Genomic DNA, 20,698 nt, shown 5'->3' with positions numbered 1-20,698 from the left:
TGGTAGGGATTAGTGCATGGCTGTCCACGGTCCAGGTGTCGGGGCATTGCGCACAAAATTCGGAGGCGGGGGTCGGGCGGCCCGGTTTTGTCGGTGGTGGCTGTGATGATGTGGTCATGTCGTCGACCGCGTCCGCTGAGGCCGTGGTGGTCACTGCGAGTGACCGCCTTGAGGTGTTGTTCGGGGAGTTGGCGGAGTTGGCGGGTCAGCGCAATGCGATTGATGGGCGCATCGTGGAGATCGTCGCCGAGATCGACCGCGACCAATTGTGCGGTGTGACCGGGGCGCGGTCGGTGCCGGCGTTGGTGGCCTGGAAGCTGGGCTGCTCGTCGGCCAACGCGCACACGCTGGCCGCGATTGCTGGCCGGCTGACGGAGTTTCCCCGCTGCGCCGCCGGCCTGCGAGAGGGTCGCCTGTCGGCCGATCAGGTCGGGGTGATCGCCGCACACGCAGGCGAGGGATCTGATGAGCATTACGCGCAGCTGGCCGCGGTCGCCACGGTGAACCAGTTGCGTACCGCGGTCAAGCTGGAACCGCGACCGCAACCCGAACCTCGCCCCGATCCTGGGCCCGAGCGTTCGATCACCACGACCACCGACGAGGCGGGCAGCTGTTACCGGATCAAACTTCCACACCACGACGCGGCGAAGTTCGACGCGGCGTTGGCGTCTCATCGTGAGGCGCTGATCGCCGAGTGGAAGCGCGACCACGACAATGGCGAGCACGCCGGTGCTCAGGTGCCGCCGTTGCCTACCACCGCCGACGCGTTTATGCGCCTGGTCGAGGCGGGCTGGGACGCCGAGGCCACCCGCCGCCCGCATGGCCAGCACACCACCGTCGTGGCACACCTCGACATCGAGCAGCGCGTCGCCGCGCTGCATCTGGGTCCGCTGCTGCCCGATGCCGAACGCCGCTACCTGACCTGTGATGCCACCTGTGAGGTGTGGTTCGAACGCCACGGCGAGGTCATCGGTGCCGGCCGGACCACGCGGGTGATCAATCGGCGGCTTCGCCGCGCGCTCGAGCACCGCGACCGCGCGTGCGCGGTGCCCGGCTGTGGTGCCACCCGTGGTTTGCACGCCCACCACATCCGGCACTGGGAAGACGGCGGCCCCACCGAGTTGGCCAACCTGGTGCTGGTCTGCCCCTATCACCACCGGTTGCACCACCGTGGCCTGATCACCATCACCGGACCCGCAGACGCTCTCGTGGTCACCGGCGAGGCCGGCCAAATCCTGAGCCCGGGCTCACTCGCGCACCCACCCACCCGGCCCCCGCCCGCGGTGCCACCGTGTCCGGGACCTACCGGTGAGCGGGCCGACTGGTGGTGGTATGACCCCTTCCAACCCCAACCACCACCGACAAACAACTAACCCTGGCACAGGGCTCACTCGCTATTGGCACTGTGTCAAAGCTCAAACACCTTGGGGCATAACCCAGTTCGTTCAAACTACGCGGCTATCCACCGCGTCGTGGCCATCGGGCCCGACGGCCAATCACGCACCGACTGGTCGACGTGACCGGTTGATCTATGGCGTTGATAAAGACGGCACCCGGCGACTCGTCGGCTTCGAAGTACAGGTCGAAGCGATAACGATTGGGCGTCACCATCGTGCGGCAACAACGTCGACATGGATGCGTACCGCCGCAGGGCCGTTCGGGCCCGCCACCGGCATACCGTCCACGGCAGCGTGTACCGACTGATCCGCCAGCCGAAGGGGGAACCCTGATGGACGACGAGCGAGAACCTGTACAACCGCGTGACCGGGCCGATGGCATATCTGTAACGGATGTCGAGAGAAAGCGATAATCGACCGGCCAACGGATAAGCTGAAGTAGCACAACGGTTTAACCGTGCTAACTTGATGGCCGCGGCCCGCTGCGTACGGCTTCGCCGACCTCGCGACCGCCGCTAGCCGGCCGCCCGCTGCGCCGCGACGAACAAGTTCCCGGGCACGTAGTCCCGCACCTCCTTGGCCGCCGCTCGGCCATAGCCGGCCATCAACTCGTCGGACGGTGTCACCGTCACGTCCCAGCCATGACGGCCGAACCACTCGCCGACGTCCTCGCGCTCCTCGAAGTACCACAGCTCGTCGGTCCTCGGCACCTGCCGGTCGGGATCGACCTCGGCCATCAGCGCCGCGATGCGATCCATCCGCTCCCGGCGCCTCGCGCGAAGCTGGGGGTCGAGGAACTTGGGGCCCAGCGCCTCCACGGCCACCCGGCTGCCGGGGACGGTGAGTCCCTGAATGCGTTCGAACAGCAGCTCCTGCGCCGCGGCCGGCAGATAGGGCATCAACCCCTCGGCCGACCACACGCTGGGCGCGCTGACGTCAAAACCCGCCTGCCGCAACGCTTCCGGCCAATCCTGGCGCAGGTCCACCGCGACGGGGACGCGGTGACAGGCGGGCTGCGCGCCGTGCTCGGCGAGCGTCGACGCCTTGAAGTCCAGCACCCGGGGCTGGTCGAGCTCGTAGACCGTCGTCCCCGCCGGCCAGGCCAACCGCCACGACCGCGCGTCCAGACCGGCGGCCAAGATCACCGCCTGCCGGATGCCGGCGGCCGTCGCGTCGAGGAAGAACCGGTCGAAAAACGCGGTGCGCGAGGCCATGTAGCCGACCATCGATTGCATCTGCAGCGGCAGCGTCGGTTCGGCTTCGACGACAGCGTCAGGTAGTCGCCCCGCCGAATGCCAGTTCCATACGCCGTCACCGGCGGCGTCGAGGAAGACCTGGGCGAACGGATCGCTGATCAACGGGTTCTCGCCGCGGGTCTCCGCGGCGCGGGCGGCGGCCACGCCCAGGGCGGTCGCCCCTACGCTCTCGGTGATCTCCCAGCTGTCGTTGTCGGTCCTGGCCACGCGCACGTCCTTCCCACTTCGCTAGCAGGGCTACGTACCCGACCCTACGCGCGGCGGATGAGTGGCAGCTGTCCCCGAGCCGGGTATTAAAGTTAACTTGTCGGCGAGCCCATCGGCAGGGGCGAATCCGAAGGATCGTTGATACATGCGAGTTGACGGGCGCGACATCCCCGTTTCCGGCAGCCTGCTGCAGCCACTGACCCGACGGACCAACGACATCCTGCGACTCGTCCTGGCCTCGCTCTTTTTGGCGCTCGTGATCACGGGTTCGTTGGTCACCCGCCCGCAGTGGATCGCGCTGGAGAAATCCGTCTCGCAGATCGTCGGCGTCCTGTCCCCCACCCAATCCGACGTGGTGTACCTGGCGTACGGGCTGGCGATCGTGGCCCTACCGTTCATGATCCTCATCGGCCTGATCGTCGCCGGGCAGTGGAAACTGCTGGGCGCTTACGCGACCGCGGGGCTGAGCGCGATCGTGCTCTTGTCGATCAGCGGCACCGGCCTGGCGGCGCCCCGGTGGCACTTCGACGTCCACGACCGGCTGAGCACGCTGCCGGCACAGCTGCTAGACGACCCGCGGTGGATCGGGATGCTGGCGGCGGTGCTGACGGTGTCGGGGCCCTGGCTGCCGGCGCGCTGGCGGCACTGGTGGTGGACGCTGCTGTGGGCCTTCGTCCCGATCCACCTGGTGATCAGCGCCGTCGTTCCGGCGCGATCGCTGGTGGGACTGGCGGTCGGGTGGGTGGTCGGCGCGCTGGTGGTGCTGGTGGTCGGCACCCCCGCGCTCGAGGTGCCGCTGGACGCCGCGGTGCGCGCGATGGCCAAAGCCGGCTTCGTCGTCTCGCGGCTCACTGTGGTCCGGCCGGCCGGGCGTGGCCCGCTCATTCTTTCGGCCGACGGCGACGACGATTCCGGCCGGACCGCGCTGGTCGAGCTGTACGGCCCGCACCAGCGCAGCGGCGGTGCGCTACGCCAGCTGTGGGGGAAGCTGAAGCTGCGCGACACCGAAACCGCTCCCCTGGTGACGTCGATGCGCCGCGCGGTGGAGCATCGCGCGTTGATGGCGATCGCCATCGGTGACGCCGGCCTGGCCAACACCGCGACGGTCGCCCTCGCCCCGTTGGACCGGGGATGGATGCTGCACTCGCACAAGCCCGCTCGGGGCACGCCCATCGACCGCTGCGCGGCGACGACGCCCGTCGTCCGGCTGTGGGATGCGCTGCGGATCCTCAACGACCGCCAGATCGCCCACGGCGATCTGCGCAGCCAGCACATCACCGTCGACGACGGCGCGGTGTTGTTCGGCAGCTTCGGCAGCGCCGAGTACGGCGCGACCGATGCCCAGCTGCAGTCGGATATCGCGCAGCTGCTGGTGACGGCGTCGGCGCTGTATGACCCGAAGTCCGCGGTGCGCGCCGCGATCGAGGTGTTCGGCGCGGACACCATTTTGTCGGCGTCCCGCCGGCTCACCAAAGTCGCTGTGCCGCGGTTCATTCGGCGGTCGGTGCCGGACGCCGGCACGGTCATCTCCGCCGCACGCGCGGAGGTGAAGCGCCAAACCGGCGCCGATCAGATCAAGCCGCAAACCATCACCCGCTTCACCCGCAGCCAGATGATCCAGCTGGTGCTATTCGGCGCGCTGGTCTATGTCGCGTATCCCTTCATCAGCACGGCACCGACGTTCTTCTCGGAGCTGAAGACGGCGAACTGGTCGTGGGCGCTGGTGGGCCTGCTGGTGTCGGCACTCACCTACGTCGGTGCGGCCGCGGCGCTGTGGGCCTGCGCCGACGGCATGGTGAACTTCTGGACGCTGTCAATCGCCCAGGTGGCCAACACTTTTGCCGCGACCACCACGCCCGCCGGGGTCGGCGGGCTGGCGCTGTCGACGCGGTTTCTGCAGAAGAGCGGCCTGTCGGCCATGCGGGCGACCGCGGCGGTGGCGCTGCAGCAGTCGGTGCAGGTGATCGCCCATATCGCGCTGCTGGTCGTGTTCAGCGCCGCCGCCGGCGCCTCGATGAATCTCTCCCATTTCGTGCCGAGCGCGACCCTGCTGTACCTGATCGCGGGTGTGGCGCTGGGCATCATCGGGACGTTCTTGTTCGTGCCCACGCTGCGGCGGTGGCTGTCCACCGAGGTGCGCCCGAAGCTGAACGAGGTGGTCGGCGACCTGGTGAAGCTCGCCCGCGAGCCGCGGCGACTGGCGCTGATCCTGCTGGGCTGCGCGGGCACCACCCTCGGCGCGGCGCTCGCGCTGTGGGCCAGCATCGAAGCCTTCGGCGGGGGAACGACATTCGTCGCCGTCACGGTCGTCACGATGGTCGGTGGGACGCTGGCCTCGGCCGCCCCGACCCCCGGCGGCGTCGGTGCCGTCGAGGCGGCGCTGATCGGTGGCCTGGCCGCCTTCGGGGTGCCGGCGGCGATCGGTGTGCCGTCGGTGCTGCTGTACCGGATGCTGACCTGCTGGCTGCCGGTGTTCGTCGGGTGGCCGGTGATGCGCTGGTTGACCACCAACGAGATGATCTGAGGAATCCCGGTCAGGAGTTGCCGGATTCGGCCTGCGTGACCACCAGAACCGTTGACCTGCGCGCGCTTTCGCCGGCCGTGGTGGTCAAGTACACCAGGTGGTAGTCCTCGGGAACCGACTGCGCCACCGTGATCGGGACGGAAACCGCGGCCGATCCGCCGTTGCCGAAGCGGCCGGGCGTGGGCGCCACGGTGATCCCGGCGTCGGTGGACGTGCCGGAAACCGTGTAGCCGTCGGGGACGTCGCGGCCGTCGATCATCCGTTGCGCGTCGAGGGTGACCGTGCCCGTGCGCCCCGGCGCGATCGTCACGACGGGTTGAGCGACGTTGACGGTCAACGCCGAGCTGCCCGCCCCGAACGACGGCGGCGCGTCCGCTTCGGATGTGCCCCAACGCTTGTCGGGATAGGCGGCGAGCGAGAACGTCAGCGTGCCGCCGGTGGTGATGATCGTCTCCGGCAGTGACGTGTGCTCGGTGGGCCGGCCGTCGACCTTCAGGCCGCTGATGTATTTGAGGTGGTGCGGCCCCGACGCGCCCGGCGCGGAGATCCGGAGGAATTTGCCTGCGGGCAGCGCGATTTCGATTCGGTCGAACAGCGGCGCGCCCACGGTGAGGATCGGCGTGCCCGGGGTGGCCGGGTACACGCCCAGCGCCGCCCACACGTACCAGGCGGCCAGCGCGCCCAGGTCGTCGTTGCCCGGCTCCCCGTCGGCGGTCGGCGCGAACAGTCCACGCACCCGGTCGACCGTGCGCTGGGTCTTCCACGGTTGCCCGATGTAGTTGTATAGCCATGGCACACCGAAACTCGGCTCGTTGCCCGCCCACAGGTAGGGCTGGTTGGGGCCGACGTTGAGCTTCTCGGTGAACCGATCGAGCCGGTCGGCCACGGCCGCGCGGCCGCCCAGGGCGGTCACCAGGCCCGCGACGTTGTGCGGCACCGACCAGACGTACTGCTCGGCGTTGCCCTCGTCGTACCCGACCTGGCCGAAGTTCTCCGGGGACACCACGACCGCGGGGCCGGGGCGGAAGAACCCGCTCCAGCTGCGGGGCACCACGGATCGGGTGGTGGGATTGAACAGGTTCTGCCAGTACTGCGACCGATTCTGGAATTCGGCGGCGGTCGCGGCGTCCCGGAGCGAGTCGGCGAATCGGGAGATGGCGAAGTCGTCGACCGACCACTCCAACGTGATCGAGGCGTCGGCGATCCAGCCGTTACGGCCGAATACCAGGGTGAACGGCGCATAACCGAACCGCAGGTAGGTCTCGATGCCCGGCCGCTCCACGTAACCGGCCAGCCCCGCCCCGCCCTTGGTCGCCCCGTCCACCATGTAGCGCAACGCGGCACGGACGTCGAAGTCCTTGGCCCCGAACGTGTTCAGGCTGACGATGAACGGCACCACGCTGTCCCCGGTCATCTCGCCGGTCGCGGCGTTGGCGAACGCCCAGCGCGGCAGCGAACCACTCTGCTGGGCGTCGTTGACCAGCGATTGCGCCATGTCGCTGGCGCGGTCCGGAAACAGCAGCGCCTGCAACGCAGCCAGGCACCGGTAGGTGTCCCAGTCGGAGAAGTTGGCGTACTGGGTGTGGCCCGCGGCCACGGTGTGGATAGCGCCGTCGAACCCGACGTAGCGCCCGTCGGCGTCGTTGAACATGTTGGGGTGCAACAGGGATCGGTACAGGGAGGTGTAGAAGGTGGTCAGATCGTCGACATTCCGGCCGGCCACCGAGATGCGGGACAGCGCGGCGTTCCATTCCCGCGAGGCGGCGGTGCGCACGTCGTCGAAGCCGGCGGCGTCCTCGGCCGCCAGGTTGGCCCGCGCGCCCTCGATGCCGACGTAGGAGATGGCGGTGCGCACCTCGAGCGTCGTGCCGGCCGGGAATTCGACGTAGCCGCCGCTGTACGGCGCGTTCGCGCTGCGGGCACCGGCGTAGACCGTGGCGCCGTCCCAGGATCCGAAGGAGGTGAAGGGCCGGCTGAATTTCATGGCGAAATACACCGTGTAGGCGTTCGGCTTGTCGCAGAACCCCCCGCTGGTGGCCCAGCCGGTGATGGTGGTGTTGTCCTCCCCGATCTGGATGGTCGCGCGGGAGTTTCCCGCCAACGACGAGCCCGAGCGGACCTGCAACAGGGCGGGGCGGCCGTTGCGCGGGTAACTGAATCGCCCGACGCCCGTGTGCGCGGTGGCGGTCAGTTCGGCCCTCACGCCGGTGTCGGGAAACCGCACGGCGTAGTAGCCGGGCACGCCCTGCTCGGTGTCGTCGTGGGCGATCGTCTCCCAGGCGTTCCAGGGTTGCGGGCCGACGCCGCCGGTGGCCGGAAGCATCGAGATGTCGCCGAACGCAGCGCATCCCACCGACGCGTGGGTCATGCTGAACCCGGTCGAGCGCGGGTTGTCGTAGTTGTATCCGGCGTAGTTGCCGACGGTGTCCGGCGAGTACTGCACCATCCCGAACGGCACGGTGGCGCCGGGAAAGTTGTTGATCTCGCCGACCGTCTCGCCGCCCGTGCCGGTGCCGATGAGCGTCGCGACGTGGTCGACCGGATTGGCCACGAAGACGGGCGGGCCGTCATACCCCTTCGGCGGGGCGGCGGCGATGAAGGTCATGAAGACGGCCGACGCCGCGATGACCGCAATCAGCGCCCTTCGTGACCGCATAGAAGTCTCTTACTCCGATACGACCGCGCAGCGGCGCATTGCGGTGGCGTTTCCCCTATGAATTGACTGACGAGCGGCCGGCGCGGCACAGGCAGCAAAATGTCTAAAAGATACCGGCAAACTTGCGGCACATTTCGGCTACTGTCATCCAGCGTGGCTGGCGCTGGTATCGGCCCAATTCTCGGGAAAGCCTGGATAAATGAAACACTTGCCTCTAGCAATCATCTCCTTGGCGCTGAGTTTTGCGCTTGTCGGTTGCGGCCACGACCACAAGTCTGCTGACAAAACGACTACGTCCACGTCGGCGTCGACGTCCACTTCCTCGGGGACCTCGTCGCAGACCAGCGCGGCGCCGGCGGCGAAAGCCCACTACACGATCGCCGACTACGTCAAGGACAACAACATCTCGCAGACGCCCGTCCACCACGGCGATCCCGGTCCGAACGTCGACCTGCCGGTGCCCCCAGGCTGGCAACTCACCCAGGACTCCGGCACCTCCTACGGCGGCATCGTGCAAAGCCAGCCCGCCAATCCCTCCGATCCGCCCACCATCGCGACGCTGTTCTCCAAGCTCACCGGCAACGTCGACCCGGCGAAGGTCCTTCAATACGCCCCGGGCGAGGTGCAGAATCTGCCCGGATACCAAGGCCAGGGTGGTGCTGGTTCCGCGTCCACGCTCGGCGGTTTCCAGGCCTGGCAGCTGGGCGGTACCTACCAAAAGGACGGCAACACCCGCGTCAGGGCGCAGAAGACGGTGGTGATCCCCGCGCAGGGGGCGGTCTATGTGCTCCTGCTCAAAGCCGATGGCCTTCAGAGCGATCAAGCCTCGTTGATCGACGCCGCCATGGTCATCGACGAAAAGACCACCATCACCGGCTGAGAAGTAGTGCGGCGCCGCAGGGATCTACGGTAAACGCATGGCAGAGCAGTCATATGCGGTCGATGCCGGGCATCCGCCGTCGGCGTTATTTCGTCTCGTCAACCCGGTGATGGGGCTTTTGCTGCGCAGCCCCTTTGCCGGCGCCGCGCGCAAGCAATTCATGGTGTTGAGTTTCACCGGGCGCAAGTCGGGGCGTCCGTACTCAGTTCCGTTGAGCGCGCACCTGATTGACGGTCAGCTCTACGCGCTGACCGGCGCGCCGTGGAAGCAGAACTTCCGCGACGGCGGCCCCGTCGATGTGGTGTACGACGGCACGACGACGGCGATGCGCGGCGAGCTCATCCGCGACCGGGCCGCGGTCTCCGATCTCTTGCTGCGCGCCGCCGAGTCGTATGGCGTGGCGCGCGCGCAGCGCATGATCGGGCTGAAGTTCCGCGATCGCCGCATTCCGACCCGCGATGAGTTCGCCGAGGCGGTCGACCGGCTCCACCTGGGGGCCGTCCGGCTGAGTCCGGTCGGCTAGCCGCTCAGCCGGCGGGGTGGTCGGGCGCCCGCAGGTGCGCGGCACGCAGGCACCGGTCGAAGCGCGAACGCGCGGTGATGACTTCCTTGCCCAGCGCGGTGAAGTCGTCGGCGATGCGTTGGGCCAGCACCCCGAGCTTCGTGTTTTTCGATTGGGACAGCGTTTTGAGCATGGTGAAGGCGGCGTCCTCGTCGATGCCGTAGATCAGCATCAGCATCCCCTTGGTGCGGTCGATGACGCCGCGGCGCCCGACGATCTCGGCGACCTTGGCGCTGATGGAATCCTCCCGGTTGCGCGCGGGCGGCGGCGTGACTTCGATGTAGAAGCCGTGGGTCCCGACGACCTCGTCGTTGTCGTCGCAGAACCGGTCGCCCACCACGATGACGTGGTGGATGAGGCCGCGGGTGTCCACGATGCGATGCCGCACGCTGAACGCCTGACGGCGCCTGATCATGTCGTTGATGCCGTCGACCACCTGGGGCCGGTCCGCCGGGTGTTTGTGCGACAGCACCAGCTCGGTCGTGGGGGTCACGGTGCCGGGCTCGTAACCGTGCATGCGCTGGACCTGGTCGGACCATACCCAGCGGTGGCCCTCGAAGTAGAAGCGGAACCAGCCGGCCCGCTGCGGAACGGCGCCGGCCAAACCGCGCTCGATCGCCGCGGCCTGGCGGTCTAATTCCCAAGCCACGGTGGGTTTTTCGCGTCGACGGCAAGCGGACCGGTAACAGCGTGCATCGGCGATCTCGAATGGATCGCCGACCCCCGGGCGGGAAATCCGGAACTGCACATGCAGGAGTGAGATACCCCCATGGCCGTGAGGTTACAGTTTCTGACCGGTGGTCACTGCGGAAATCAGGAAATTGCCGGGCGAGTAAGTTTTCGGCGCGCTCACTGGCACGAACCCGCGCCGGCGGCCGCCCGGGTCCGGGTGACGACGGGTTGTTCGAAGCCGGCGTCGACCACGGCGCGCCGCACCGCCTCAGCGACCGCCCCCGCGCGCGCGATCGGCACCAGCGCGATCACGCAGCCACCGAATCCGCCGCCGGTCATCCGGGCCCCCAGCGCGCCCGCGCGCACCGCTGCCGCCGCGATCAGGTCGATGCGTTCGGTGGTGATGTCGAAGTCCTCACGCATGGAGGCGTGCGAGGCGGTGAAGATCCGCCCGGCCTCGGCGTAGTTCCCATCGCCCAGTGCCGCAACGCAATCGATGACCCGCTGGTTCTCGCTCAGCACGTGGCGGGCGCGACGGGCATCGACCGGGTCCCGCACGGCGCCCAGGTCGGCGGGCCCGCGATCGCCGACCTCGCGCAGCGACGACGCCCCGAGGTCGGCGGCGGCGCGCTCGCACGACTGGCGCCGCGCCGCGTAGTCGCCGCCGGCATGGCTGTGGCGCTCCCGGGAGTCGATCAGCAGCAGGGCGACGCCGGCGGCGTCGGGGTCGAAAGCCACCGGCGTGACGGCGAGGTCGGCGAAGTCGATCAGCACCGCCGTCGCCGGCCGGCCGAACAGCGAGGCGAGCTGGTCGAGCAAACCCGTTGGGGCGCCCACGTACTCGTTTTCGGCGCGCTGGGCGAGCCGGGCCTGGTGCTTGCGGTCGATGCGCACGCCCGCGGCCGAGGCGATCGCCCCCAGCGCCGCGCATTCCAGGGCCGCCGAGGAGGACAGGCCCGAGCCCATTTCCACGTCGCTGGTGATCGACATCGTGCCGCCGGGCACCGGGTAATCCGCCTGGCGCAGCGCCCAGATCACGCCGGCCACGTAGGCCGCCCAACCGGTCACCTCCCCCGGGGCGGTGCCGAGCGCAATGCGCACCGGGGCGTCCGCGCGCTCACTGGTCACGGTGATCGCGTCGCCGGGGCCGGGCGTGAACGTCGCCACCGTGCGCTGCGGCAAGGCGATCGGCAGCGAGAAACCCAGGTTGTAGTCGGTGTGCTCGCCGATCAGGTTGATCCGTCCCGGCGCGCCGTAGCGCACCGTCACCGCAGTTCCCGTAACCGCTGCGCCACGCTTTCGGGGGTGACGTCACCGATGAAGGCGTCCATCGCCGATTCGGAGGCCGCCAGGTACTTGAGCTTGGTCGCGCTGCGGCGGATGGACATCAGTTCGACGTGGAAGTACCCGTCCGCCTGGACCCCGGCCCCGGAATACTGGTGCAGCGCCGAAATGTAGGGCAGCGGTGTGGAATACATGCGGTCGAAGCGCCGCAGCACGTCAAGGTAGATGGCCACGAACCCGTCCAGCTCGTCCTCGTCGAGGCCGATCACGTTGGGCACGAACCGGTTCGGGTAGATGTGCACCTCGACCGGCCAGCGCGCGGCGAAGGGCACGAACGCGGTGAACACCTCGTTGCGCGCGACGATGCGGCCACCGTCGGCGACCTCGCGGGCCAGCAGATCACCGAACAGGTTGCCGCCGTGCTTGTTTCGATGCGCCCGCGCCTGCTCCAGCATGGCGACCGTCCGCGGCGTCAGGTAGGGATAGCCGTAAATCTGGCCGTGCGGATGGGTGAGGGTGACCCCGATCTCCTCACCGCGGTTCTCGAAGCAGAACACCTGCTCGACGCCCGGCGCGGCCATCAGGTCGGCCGTGCGGTGGCGCCACGCATCGACCACCAGCCGCGCGTGTGCCGGCGTCAACGCCGCGAAGGAGCCGGTGTGATCGGCCGAAAAGCAGATCACCTCGCAGCGCCCGGGCGCCGGGGTCGACACGAAGCCGTCGGCGTCGCCGGGATCGGGAAGCGGCGTCGCGGCGCCCGACAGGCTGGGAAAGCGGTTCTCGAACACGACGACGTCGTAGTCGGGCGCGGGCACCTCGCTGGTCAGCCCGGTCGGGCCCGGGCACAGGGGGCACGCGTCGGGCGGCGGCTTGTAGGTGCGGTCCTGGCGCAGCGCCGCGACGATCACCCACTGCCCGGTCGTCCGGTCGAACCGCAACTGCGACTGTTCGGTCGTACGCGGCGGCAGGGACCGGCGGTCCTCGACCGGCGCCGGACGATGCCCGGGCAGCGAGAAGAACAGCAGGTCACGGCCGTCAGCCAGCTTCGCTCGCGTCGGCGCAGTCACGATGTCGAAGACTAGCTTGGTCGCCGGCACCCGGTTCGGGTAACCATGGGGGTACGCGATAGAGAGGCGGTCACCGGAATAACTGTCCTGTACGAACGCGCCCGCAACTGGGTGATCGGCTCCGATCCGGGCTTGCTTCGGCTGCGGATGGCGACTCGGACAACGGCCGCGCTGGGCCTTTCGCTGCTGGTCCTTTTCGTCCTCACCAGGGCGACGGGACAACCCCTGACCGTCGCGCTGCTGGGCGTCGTCATCACCATGGTCGCGTCGCGGTCAGTCAACGAGCCCGACCCGCGCCAGCAACGAATCACCATGGCGCTCTTGCCCGTTCCCGCCGCGCTGGCCATCACCGCCGCCGCGCTGCTGGCCCCGCACGTGGTGGCCAGCGATGCCGTCTTCGTGCTGATCGTGTTCACCGCGGCCTACATCCGCCGCTTCGGGGCGCGCGGCAGGGCGCTGGGGATGGTCGCGTTCATGTCGTACTTCTTCACGCTGTATCTGCGGGCCCGCGTCTCGGAGCTGCCCTGGATGATCGGGGCGGTCGCGGTGGGCACGGTGTGCACGTACGTGATGACCGCCTACGTGCTGCCCGACCGCCCCGAGCGGGTGCTGCGGGCCACCATCCGGGCGCTGCGGGCGCGGATGGCGATCGTCATCGACACCACCGCCGAAGCGGTGCGGACGGGCCGCCTCGACGAACGGCGGCGCCGCCGCATGCGGGCGCGCACCACGCGGCTCAACGAGACCGCCCTGCTGGTGCAGAGCCAGATCGAGGACAAAGCCGATCCCGGCGCGCTGTGGCCCGGCGTCACCGCCGAACAGCTGGCCCCCTGGCTGCTGGACGCCGAGTTGGCCATCGAATGGGTCGCCACCGCCGGTCGGCGGGCCGCCGCCGTGGCGGGTGAGGCCCCGGAATCCATCCCGATCGGCACGCGGGTCGCGCTCGTCGACGCGCTCTCGCAGCTGGCCCGCGCGATCCGCCTGCCCGAACCCGAGGGGCTGCGGCGGGCGGCCGCCCGCGCGCAACGGCTGCTGGACGAGCTGCCCGAGGCTGGAGCCGCGGCCGAGGACGACCCGGGCGCCACCGCGGTCCGCCGCCTCGCCCTGGCGATCATCAACGCCGCGGGGGCGACGTCCGACGTGCGGGCGATCGTCGATCGGATGGCCGCCGGCGCCCCCCTTGACGAAACCGGCGGCGAGCGGCCGGCGGCCGACGAGCGCGCCGCGCCGGAGGGGGCCGCCGACGAGGCACGCCCCGGCGGGCTGCTGCCGACCACCCGGCAAGCCATCCAGGTCTGTATCGCCGCCTCGCTGGCCATCGTCACCGGGGAGCTGGTCTCGCCGGACCGGTGGTATTGGGCGGTGATCGCCGCGTTCGTGATCTTCGCCGGCACCAACTCGTGGGGCGAAACCCTGACCAAGGGCTGGCAACGCCTGCTCGGCACCCTGCTCGGCGTGCCCGCCGGCGTGCTGGTGGCCACGCTGCTGACCGGCCACGAAATTGGCGCTCTCGCCGGCATTTTCGTGTGTCTGTTCTGCGCCTTCTATTTCATGACGGTCACCTACAGCCTGATGACCTTCTGGATCACCACGATGCTGGCGCTGCTGTACGGCCTGCTCGGCCAGTTCTCCTTCGGCGTGCTCATGCTGCGGATCGAAGAGACCGCGATCGGCGCCGTCATCGGGGCGACGGTGGCCGTCGTCGTGTTGCCGACGAACACCAGAACCGCGATCCGCGCCGACACCCGCACCTTCCTGACGAGCCTGTCGGCGCTGATCGAGGTGTGCGCCGCCACCATGTGCGGAGAGGGCGGCGCCAGCCCGTCCGAGCAGGCGCGTCAGGTCGATCGGGATCTGCAGCAGTTCCGGGTCACCGCCAAGCCGCTGTTGGCGGGCGTCGCCGGACTCGCGGGGCGGCGCAGCATCCGCCGCGCCCTGGGCATCTTCACCGCGTGTGACCAATACGGCCGCAGCCTGGCACGCAGCAGCGAGCAGTATCGGGACCCCGTCGGGTCACCGCCGCCGGCCCCGAAACTGGCGCAGGCGTTTTCGGCGGCCGCCGCCCAGACGCGACGCAACATCGAGGCGTTGCAGGAGGCCATCGAGGGGGGTCACGCACCGACCCTGGTCTCGGCGGCCGACGACCTCGACGCCGCGGAAACCCTGGCGCGACAACAGGACGGCGACGGCCACGGCGCCGAGCCGCGGCCCGAGACCCGGCGGTACCTCACCGCGGTGCACGCCCTTCGCCAGATCGAGCGGGCCGTCATCACCGCCGCCACCAACCTCGGTGGACGCGAACGCGTGCGGACGGCCGAGCCCGCGTCACGCTGAGGCGCTTTGCTACCGATCGCGCGCGGCCGCGGCTACCATCGTGCTGACCGCCGCGGTCCGTAGCCACAGCCGAGGAGAAATCCCATGGCCACACCGAACCTCCCGCCGGGCTTTGATTTCACCGATCCCGACATCTACGCGCACCGGCTGCCGGTGCGGGAGTTCGCCGAACTGCGCGCCACCGAACCGGTCTGGTGGAACGAGCAGGCGCCGGATAAGGGCGGGTTCGGCGACGGCGGCTACTGGGCGGTGACCAAGCATCGCGACATCCGCGACGTCTCGCTGCGCAGCGACGTGTTCTCGTCGGCCGCCAAGTCGATCGTGCCGCGTTACCGGGAAGACTTGGCGGCCGGGCAGATTGAGGCGGGCCGGGCGTCGATGATCATGATGGACGACCCCGAGCACAGCCGGTTGCGCAGGATCGTGTCGCGGGCCTTTACACCGCGCGCGGTCGAGCGGCTGCGCGCCGAACTGTCCGAGCGGGCCCGGTGCATCGTCACCGAGGCCGCGGCGGCGGGGTCGGGCGACTTCGTCCGCCAGGTGGCCTGCGAGTTGCCGCTGCAGGCCATCTCCGCGCTGCTCGGGGTTCCGCATGAGGACTACGACAAGCTGTTCGACTGGACCAACAACATGATCGGCAGCGACGATCCGGAATTCGCCGGCAACGACGCGCTGACCTCGGCCGGCGAATTGATGTGGTACGCCATGCAATTGGCGGCGCGCAAGGCCGAAGAACCTGGCGACGATATCGTCACCACCCTGATTCAGGCCGATGCCGACGGCCAGCGCCTGTCGGAGGCCGAGTTCGGCATGTTCGTGGTCACGCTGGCCGTCGCGGGAAACGAGACCACGCGCAACTCGATCACGCAGGGAATGATGGCCTTCACCGACTATCCGGTCCAGTGGGAGCTGTTCAAGGCGCGGCGACCCAAGACCGCGGCCGACGAGATAATCCGTTGGGCCACACCGATCACCGCGTTTCAGCGCACCGCGCGCGAGGACACCGAACTCGGCGGTGTGGCCATCAGAGAAGGTCAGCGGGTGGTGCTGTTCTACCGCTCGGCCAACTTCGACGAAGAGGTCTTCGACGACCCGTTCACCTTCGACATCCTGCGCAGCCCCAACCCGCACCTCGGTTTCGGCGGCACCGGGGCGCACTACTGCATCGGCGCCAACCTGGCCCGCATGACGATCGATGTGATGTTCAACGCGCTGGCCGACCGGCTGCCCGACCTGGCCCCGCTGGGAAATCCGGAGCGCCTGCGGTCGTCATTCATCAACGGCATCAAGCACTGGCCCGTCGATTACCGAGGCGGCCACCCGGTCGCCTCATGAGGATCGCCATCAGCGGTGCCGGCGTGGCCGGGGCGGCGCTCGCCCACTGGCTGCATCGGACCGGCCACACGCCGACGCTGATCGAGCAGGCGCCGCACCTGCGCACCGGCGGCTACATGATCGACTTCTGGGGCGTGGGCTACCAGGTGGCCATGCGGATGGGCATCGAAGGGCCGATCCGCGCCGCCGGATACGAGATGGAACGGCTCCGCTCGGTCGGCCCGCGCGGCGAGATCAAGGCGGACGTGGACGTCGACGTCTTTCGCCGCCTGCTCGGCGCCGACTTCACCAGCCTGCCGCGCGGCGATCTGGCCGCGGCGATCTACGCCACCATCGAGGACGAGGTCGAAACGGTCTTCGGCGACAGCATCTCGTTCGTCGACGAGCGCGACGACGGGGTCCGACTCGGGTTCGAGCGCGGCGGCGCGCGCGATTTCGACCTGCTGATCGGCGCCGACGGGCTGCACTCCAACGTGCGCCGCCTGGTCTTCGGGCCCGAACGAGAATTCGAGCGCTATCTGGGCTGCAAGGTGGCGGCCTGCGTGGTCGACGGTTACCGGCCGCGCGACGAGCTGGCCTACGTCACCTATGCCGAACCCGGCCGCCAATTGGCGCGTTTCGCGCTGCGCGGCGACCGCACCACGTTCCTGTTCATCTTCCGCGCCGACCACGACGACACCGACACACCGCCGAAAGACCAGCTGCGCAACACCTTTGCCGACTGCGGCTGGGAAGCCCACGACATGCTGGCCGCGCTCGACGACGTTGACGACCTCTACTTCGACGTCGTCAGCCAGATCCACATGAACCGCTGGTCGCGGGGGCGCGTGCTGCTCATCGGGGATGCGGCCGGCTGCATTTCGCTGCTCGGCGGTGAGGGCACCGGCCTGGCGATCGCCGAGGCCTACGTGCTGGCCGGCGAACTCGGGCGCGCCGGCGGCGACCATCGCCGCGCGTTCGACGCCTACGAGACGCGGCTGCGTCCCTTCATCGAGGGCAAGCAGGCCGGCGCGGCGCGGTTCATCGGGTTCTTCGCCACCCGGACCCGATTCGGGCTGTGCTTCCGCGACCTGGCGCTGCGCACCATGAATTTCGCCCCGATGACACGGCTTCTCGCGCGCGACGTGCGCGACGACTTCGAGCTGCCCGACTACGGCATCTAGCCACCGATCACACGCTCGGCTGCGGACTTTGTGTGTCGCGGCGCTCGCCCGTGGCGATGAAGTCCTCGATCAGCTCCACCACCTGGTTCGGCGCCTCCACCTGCGCGAAATGACCGACGTCGGGCAGGATTTCGAGCCTGGCGTCGGTGCGAGCCTTGTGCGCGGCGTACGCGTGATCGACGGGGATGATGCCATCGCGCTCCCCCAGATCGCCATGACCGGCAAGTCCTCACGCAGCGAGAGTCTGTTGAGCGCGCTGACCGCCTGGCCCCGGTAGTCGACCACCGACCTCAGCGTCCGCAGGAACGACTGGCGCGTCTCACCGTCGGACAACGACGAGTAGGCGCTCCACAGCTCGGCCCCGCGCGGCGACTGGATGCCCGCGCTTTTCAACCAGGACCTGAGCTTGTTGCCGACGGACAGGACGGGCGTGGGCGCGATGATCGGCAACACCAGCTCCGCCCCGGGGGCCGAGAGCAGCCGCAGCACCCATCCCACGTCGGGACCCAGGCCGCCGCTGCTGATCAGGATCAACCGCTTGGCGTAGTCGGGGTGCTGATAGACGAACTGCATGGCGACACCGCCGCCGAGCGAATGACCGACCACGGTGGCCTGGCTGACACCGAGTTCGTCGAGGAAATCACGAAGCCAGACCGCAAACGCGCCCAGCGAGTAGTCGGTGCGGGGCTTCGCGGACTGGCCGTGGCCCAACAGGTCGGGCGCGACGATCCGGAACTTCTTCGACAGCTGCGGTATCACGGATCGCCAGGTCTCCGAACTCCCCGCCATACCGTGGATCAGCAGCAACGCTTCGCCATCACCCTCGTCGCGATAGGCGATGCGATCCCCATGTAACTCGAGAAACTTCATGTCACTCATTCGGGCTGTGTACCCGCTTTGGCCCTGCTGACGACGCGGGCAGGGCAAATGCCCGCCCGTTGAGCAATGATCAAGGGCATGACCGAACCGGTTGCGGCCCGCGTGGCCGTCTACCTCGACTTCGACAACATCGTGATCTCGCGGTACGACCAGATACACGGGCGAAACTCGTTTCAGAAGGACAAGGCCAAGGGGCTCGAGCAGCATTCCGAACGGTTGGGCCAGGCGACGGTCGACGTCGGCGCCATCCTCGACTACGCGTCGTCGTTCGGGACCCTGGTGCTCACCCGCGCCTATGCGGACTGGTCGGCGGATATCAACGCCGGATACCGCGGGCAGCTGGTGGCCCGCGCGGTCGACCTGGTGCAGCTGTTCCCCGCGGCGGCCTACGGCAAGAACGGCGCCGACATCCGGCTGGCCGTCGACGCGGTCGAGGACATGTTCCGGCTGCCCGACCTGACCCACGTGGTGATCGTGGCCGGCGACTCCGACTACATCCCGCTGGCCCAGCGCTGTAAGAGGCTGGGCCGGTACGTGGTGGGCATCGGGGTGGCCGGGGCGTCGAGCCGGGCGCTGGCGGCCGCGTGCGAGGAGTTCGTCGTGTACGACGCGCTGCCGGGGGTTCCCGCGCTCGACCGCGAGCCCGGGCCGGCCGACACCGCCCCGCCGAAGCGGCGCGGCGGGCGCACCAAGGCGGCACAGGCCGAGGAGCCCGAGCCGCCCGACGCGCAGGCCGCCGCCACCGCGCTGCTGACGCGCGCGCTACAGATCGGCCTGGAGAAAGACGACGTCGACTGGCTGCACAACTCCGCGGTGAAGGCGCAGATGCGGCGCATGGATCCGTCGTTCAGCGAAAGGTCTTTGGGTTTCCGGTCATTCAGCGATTTTTTGCGGTCGCGTTCCGACATCGTCGAGCTGGACGAGACGTCGACGACGCGGATGGTGCGGCTGCGCGCGCAGGATTGAGCGGCGTCGCCCCCGCGTCGCGGCAATGCATTTTCTCGCTGGTGTATGGCGTTTCGCCGATGCGCGGATCGATATCGTTGACAGCGCCCCGGGGTGGCCATACATTGTCTGGGAGTCGTCCGCAGCTGGTGGGGGATCGATGAGGAGACCGTCATGACCGTCGGTGCCGCTCCCCCAAGCGTTTTCGACGCCGACCTGCCCACTCTGTCCTACCGTGACGACGAAACACCCGCGGAGGTCTACCCGCGCCTGCGGGAGGCGCAACGACACGCGCCCGTCGCACTGGGGCCGCACGGCCCCGAGGTGCTCGGGTACCACATGGTCCGGTCCGTCCTGCGGGACACGCGGTTCCAGATCCCGCCCGGCCTGAATCTCCTTGTCCAGGGCATCACTTCGGGCCCGCTGTGGGACAAGGTGGTCAACAGCCTGCTGTGCCTCGAGGGCGACGCGCACCACCGGCTGCGCAGCCTGACCTCCAAGGCGTTCACGCCGAAGGCCACCCTGCGCCTGCACGACACCATGGTCGGCGTGCTCAACGAACTGGTCGATCGGGTCGCCGGCGCCGGGCGCTGCGACGTCGTCACCGACATCGCGCGCCCGTATCCCGTGCCGATCATCTGCGCGCTGCTCGGGGCGCCCCGCGAGGACTGGCAACGGTTCTCGCTGTGGGCGGACGACGTGTTCAAGGCGTTCAGCTTCACCGCCGACCTGACCGAAGTGGAGCCCGTCGTAATGCGCGCGTGGCGCCAACTCGACGCCTATGTCGACGAGATGGTCGCCGGGCGCCGCCGCAGCCTGACTGACGACCTGCTGTCCGACCTGATCCGCGCCGAGGACGAGGGCGACCGCCTCGACGCGGCCGAACTGCGCATGCTGGCCGGGGGGCTGCTGCTGGCGGGGACGGACACCACCCGCAACCAGGTCGCCGCGTCGGTGCACCTGCTGTGCGAGCACCCGGAACAGTGGGAGCTGCTGCGCCGGCGACCCGAGTTGGCGATGCGCGCGGTCGAGGAGACCATGCGGCACTCGCCGATCGTGTGCGGGACGCTGCGGCTGGTGGCCGAGGACGCCGAGGTCGACGGCTACGTGTTTCCCGCCGGCACGATGGTCCTGCTCAACACCGGGGCGGCGAACCGCGACCCCACCGTCTACGACGACCCGGACCGCGTCGACATCACCCGCGAGGGCGCCCCGCCGATCCTGACGTTCGGCGGCGGCGCGCATTACTGCCTGGGCGCCAATCTGGCCAGGCGCGAGATCGCCGAGGCGCTGACCGTCTTGACCGCCCGCCTGCGCAATCCGCGCATCGCCGGCCCGGCTCCGTGGAAGCCGATGGGAACGCTGAGCGGCCCGCTGAGCCTGCCGCTGGAGTTCGACCGCTAGGCATCCGGCGCCGCTCAGGGATTCGGGTGTGAGCTCGCGGATTCGGGTGTGAATCCACGGCTTTGACTGTGCGCTGAGGGCGACGACACGCCGCTTGGGCTCAAGGGGTGATTGCAACACTTCGTAGTTAGGG

General features: G+C 69.0%; 14 protein-coding genes and 2 pseudogenes. 9 read left to right on the top strand and 7 right to left on the bottom strand.

All coding sequences use genetic code 11. The features are described 5' to 3' along the window. The first annotated feature begins 116 nt into the window (after positions 1-116). A complete protein-coding gene (locus QGN30_RS06010; protein WP_036459812.1) occupies positions 117-1,373 on the top strand; it encodes an HNH endonuclease signature motif containing protein in 1,257 nt (418 codons plus the stop codon). A gap of 539 nt (positions 1,374-1,912) precedes the next feature. Here QGN30_RS06010 and QGN30_RS06005 read toward each other — a convergent pair. Continuing rightward, positions 1,913-2,860 carry a class I SAM-dependent methyltransferase gene (locus QGN30_RS06005; protein WP_014381162.1) on the bottom strand — a complete coding sequence of 316 codons (948 nt, stop codon included), beginning with the start codon at positions 2,858-2,860 and terminating at the stop codon, positions 1,913-1,915. Between the two features lie 145 nt (positions 2,861-3,005). On the opposite strand from QGN30_RS06005, the gene QGN30_RS06000 reads away from it, so the two are divergent. Continuing rightward, the gene (locus tag QGN30_RS06000; protein ID WP_014381163.1) at positions 3,006-5,384 is read left to right on the top strand and encodes a lysylphosphatidylglycerol synthase transmembrane domain-containing protein; all 2,379 of its coding nucleotides are present in this window, start codon (positions 3,006-3,008) and stop codon (positions 5,382-5,384) included. A 10-nt stretch (positions 5,385-5,394) separates the two neighbouring features. On the opposite strand, the gene QGN30_RS05995 is transcribed toward QGN30_RS06000, so the two are convergent. After that, a complete protein-coding gene (locus QGN30_RS05995) occupies positions 5,395-8,040 on the bottom strand; it encodes a GH92 family glycosyl hydrolase (RefSeq protein WP_233042239.1) in 2,646 nt (881 codons plus the stop codon). 199 nt (positions 8,041-8,239) lie between these two features. Here QGN30_RS05995 and QGN30_RS05990 point away from each other — a divergent pair, with 199 nt between their 5' ends. After that, entirely contained in the window at positions 8,240-8,920 is a 681-nt protein-coding gene (locus QGN30_RS05990; RefSeq protein WP_026071189.1) for an LpqN/LpqT family lipoprotein, read from the top strand. Between the two features lie 37 nt (positions 8,921-8,957). Beyond that, positions 8,958-9,443: a hypothetical protein gene (locus QGN30_RS05985; protein ID WP_095763735.1), complete on the top strand. Its 486-nt coding sequence runs from the start codon at positions 8,958-8,960 to the stop codon at positions 9,441-9,443. 4 nt (positions 9,444-9,447) lie between these two features. On the opposite strand, the gene QGN30_RS05980 is transcribed toward QGN30_RS05985, so the two are convergent. The 4 genes and pseudogenes from QGN30_RS05980 to QGN30_RS05965 all read right to left on the bottom strand — a co-directional run. Beyond that, on the bottom strand, positions 9,448-10,131 hold the full coding sequence (locus tag QGN30_RS05980) for a PAS and ANTAR domain-containing protein (protein ID WP_009957863.1): 684 nt from the start codon (positions 10,129-10,131) through the stop codon (positions 9,448-9,450). A gap of 200 nt (positions 10,132-10,331) precedes the next feature. Beyond that, complete coding sequence (locus QGN30_RS05975) at positions 10,332-11,423, bottom strand: galactokinase (RefSeq protein WP_014383325.1); 1,092 nt, start codon at positions 11,421-11,423, stop codon at positions 10,332-10,334. Then, positions 11,420-12,460: a galactose-1-phosphate uridylyltransferase gene (gene galT / locus QGN30_RS05970; protein WP_416366874.1), complete on the bottom strand. Its 1,041-nt coding sequence runs from the start codon at positions 12,458-12,460 to the stop codon at positions 11,420-11,422. The genes QGN30_RS05975 and galT overlap by 4 nt, the downstream gene beginning before the upstream one ends. Then, positions 12,434-12,505: pseudogene (locus tag QGN30_RS05965) on the bottom strand (galactose-1-phosphate uridylyltransferase); the annotation flags it as partial. The pseudogene QGN30_RS05965 and the gene galT, both read right to left, overlap by 27 nt. Positions 12,506-12,616: 111 nt before the next feature. On the opposite strand from QGN30_RS05965, the gene QGN30_RS05960 reads away from it, so the two are divergent. The 3 genes from QGN30_RS05960 to QGN30_RS05950 all read left to right on the top strand — a co-directional run bounded on the left by QGN30_RS05960 (position 12,617) and on the right by QGN30_RS05950 (position 17,337). Further along, on the top strand, positions 12,617-14,839 hold the full coding sequence (locus QGN30_RS05960) for an FUSC family protein (protein WP_248923694.1): 2,223 nt from the start codon (positions 12,617-12,619) through the stop codon (positions 14,837-14,839). An 84-nt stretch (positions 14,840-14,923) separates the two neighbouring features. Next, a complete protein-coding gene (locus QGN30_RS05955) occupies positions 14,924-16,174 on the top strand; it encodes a cytochrome P450 (protein ID WP_014381171.1) in 1,251 nt (416 codons plus the stop codon). Next, complete coding sequence (locus QGN30_RS05950) at positions 16,171-17,337, top strand: FAD-binding domain (RefSeq protein ID WP_009953215.1); 1,167 nt, start codon at positions 16,171-16,173, stop codon at positions 17,335-17,337. Before QGN30_RS05955 ends, QGN30_RS05950 begins: the two co-directional genes overlap by 4 nt. Positions 17,338-17,344: 7 nt before the next feature. On the opposite strand, the pseudogene QGN30_RS05945 reads toward QGN30_RS05950, so the two are convergent. Then, positions 17,345-18,216 (bottom strand): annotated as a pseudogene (locus QGN30_RS05945) (alpha/beta fold hydrolase). Positions 18,217-18,282: 66 nt separating this feature from the next. On the opposite strand from QGN30_RS05945, the gene QGN30_RS05940 reads away from it, so the two are divergent. After that, positions 18,283-19,182 (top strand): NYN domain-containing protein, encoded by a 900-nt coding sequence (locus tag QGN30_RS05940; RefSeq protein WP_014385837.1) that lies wholly within the window; start codon positions 18,283-18,285, stop codon positions 19,180-19,182. Positions 19,183-19,335: 153 nt separating this feature from the next. Then, positions 19,336-20,565, top strand: coding sequence for a cytochrome P450 (locus QGN30_RS05935; protein ID WP_008260994.1), 1,230 nt, complete (start codon positions 19,336-19,338; stop codon positions 20,563-20,565). Positions 20,566-20,698: the final 133 nt, after the last annotated feature.

Origin of the sequence: Mycobacterium sp. 3-98 (assembly GCF_035918355.1) — a bacterium.
Lineage (GTDB): Bacteria > Actinomycetota > Actinomycetes > Mycobacteriales > Mycobacteriaceae > Mycobacterium > Mycobacterium intracellulare.
Note: the sequence above shows the minus strand (reverse complement) of the source record. Positions and strands in the feature narration are given on the sequence as shown.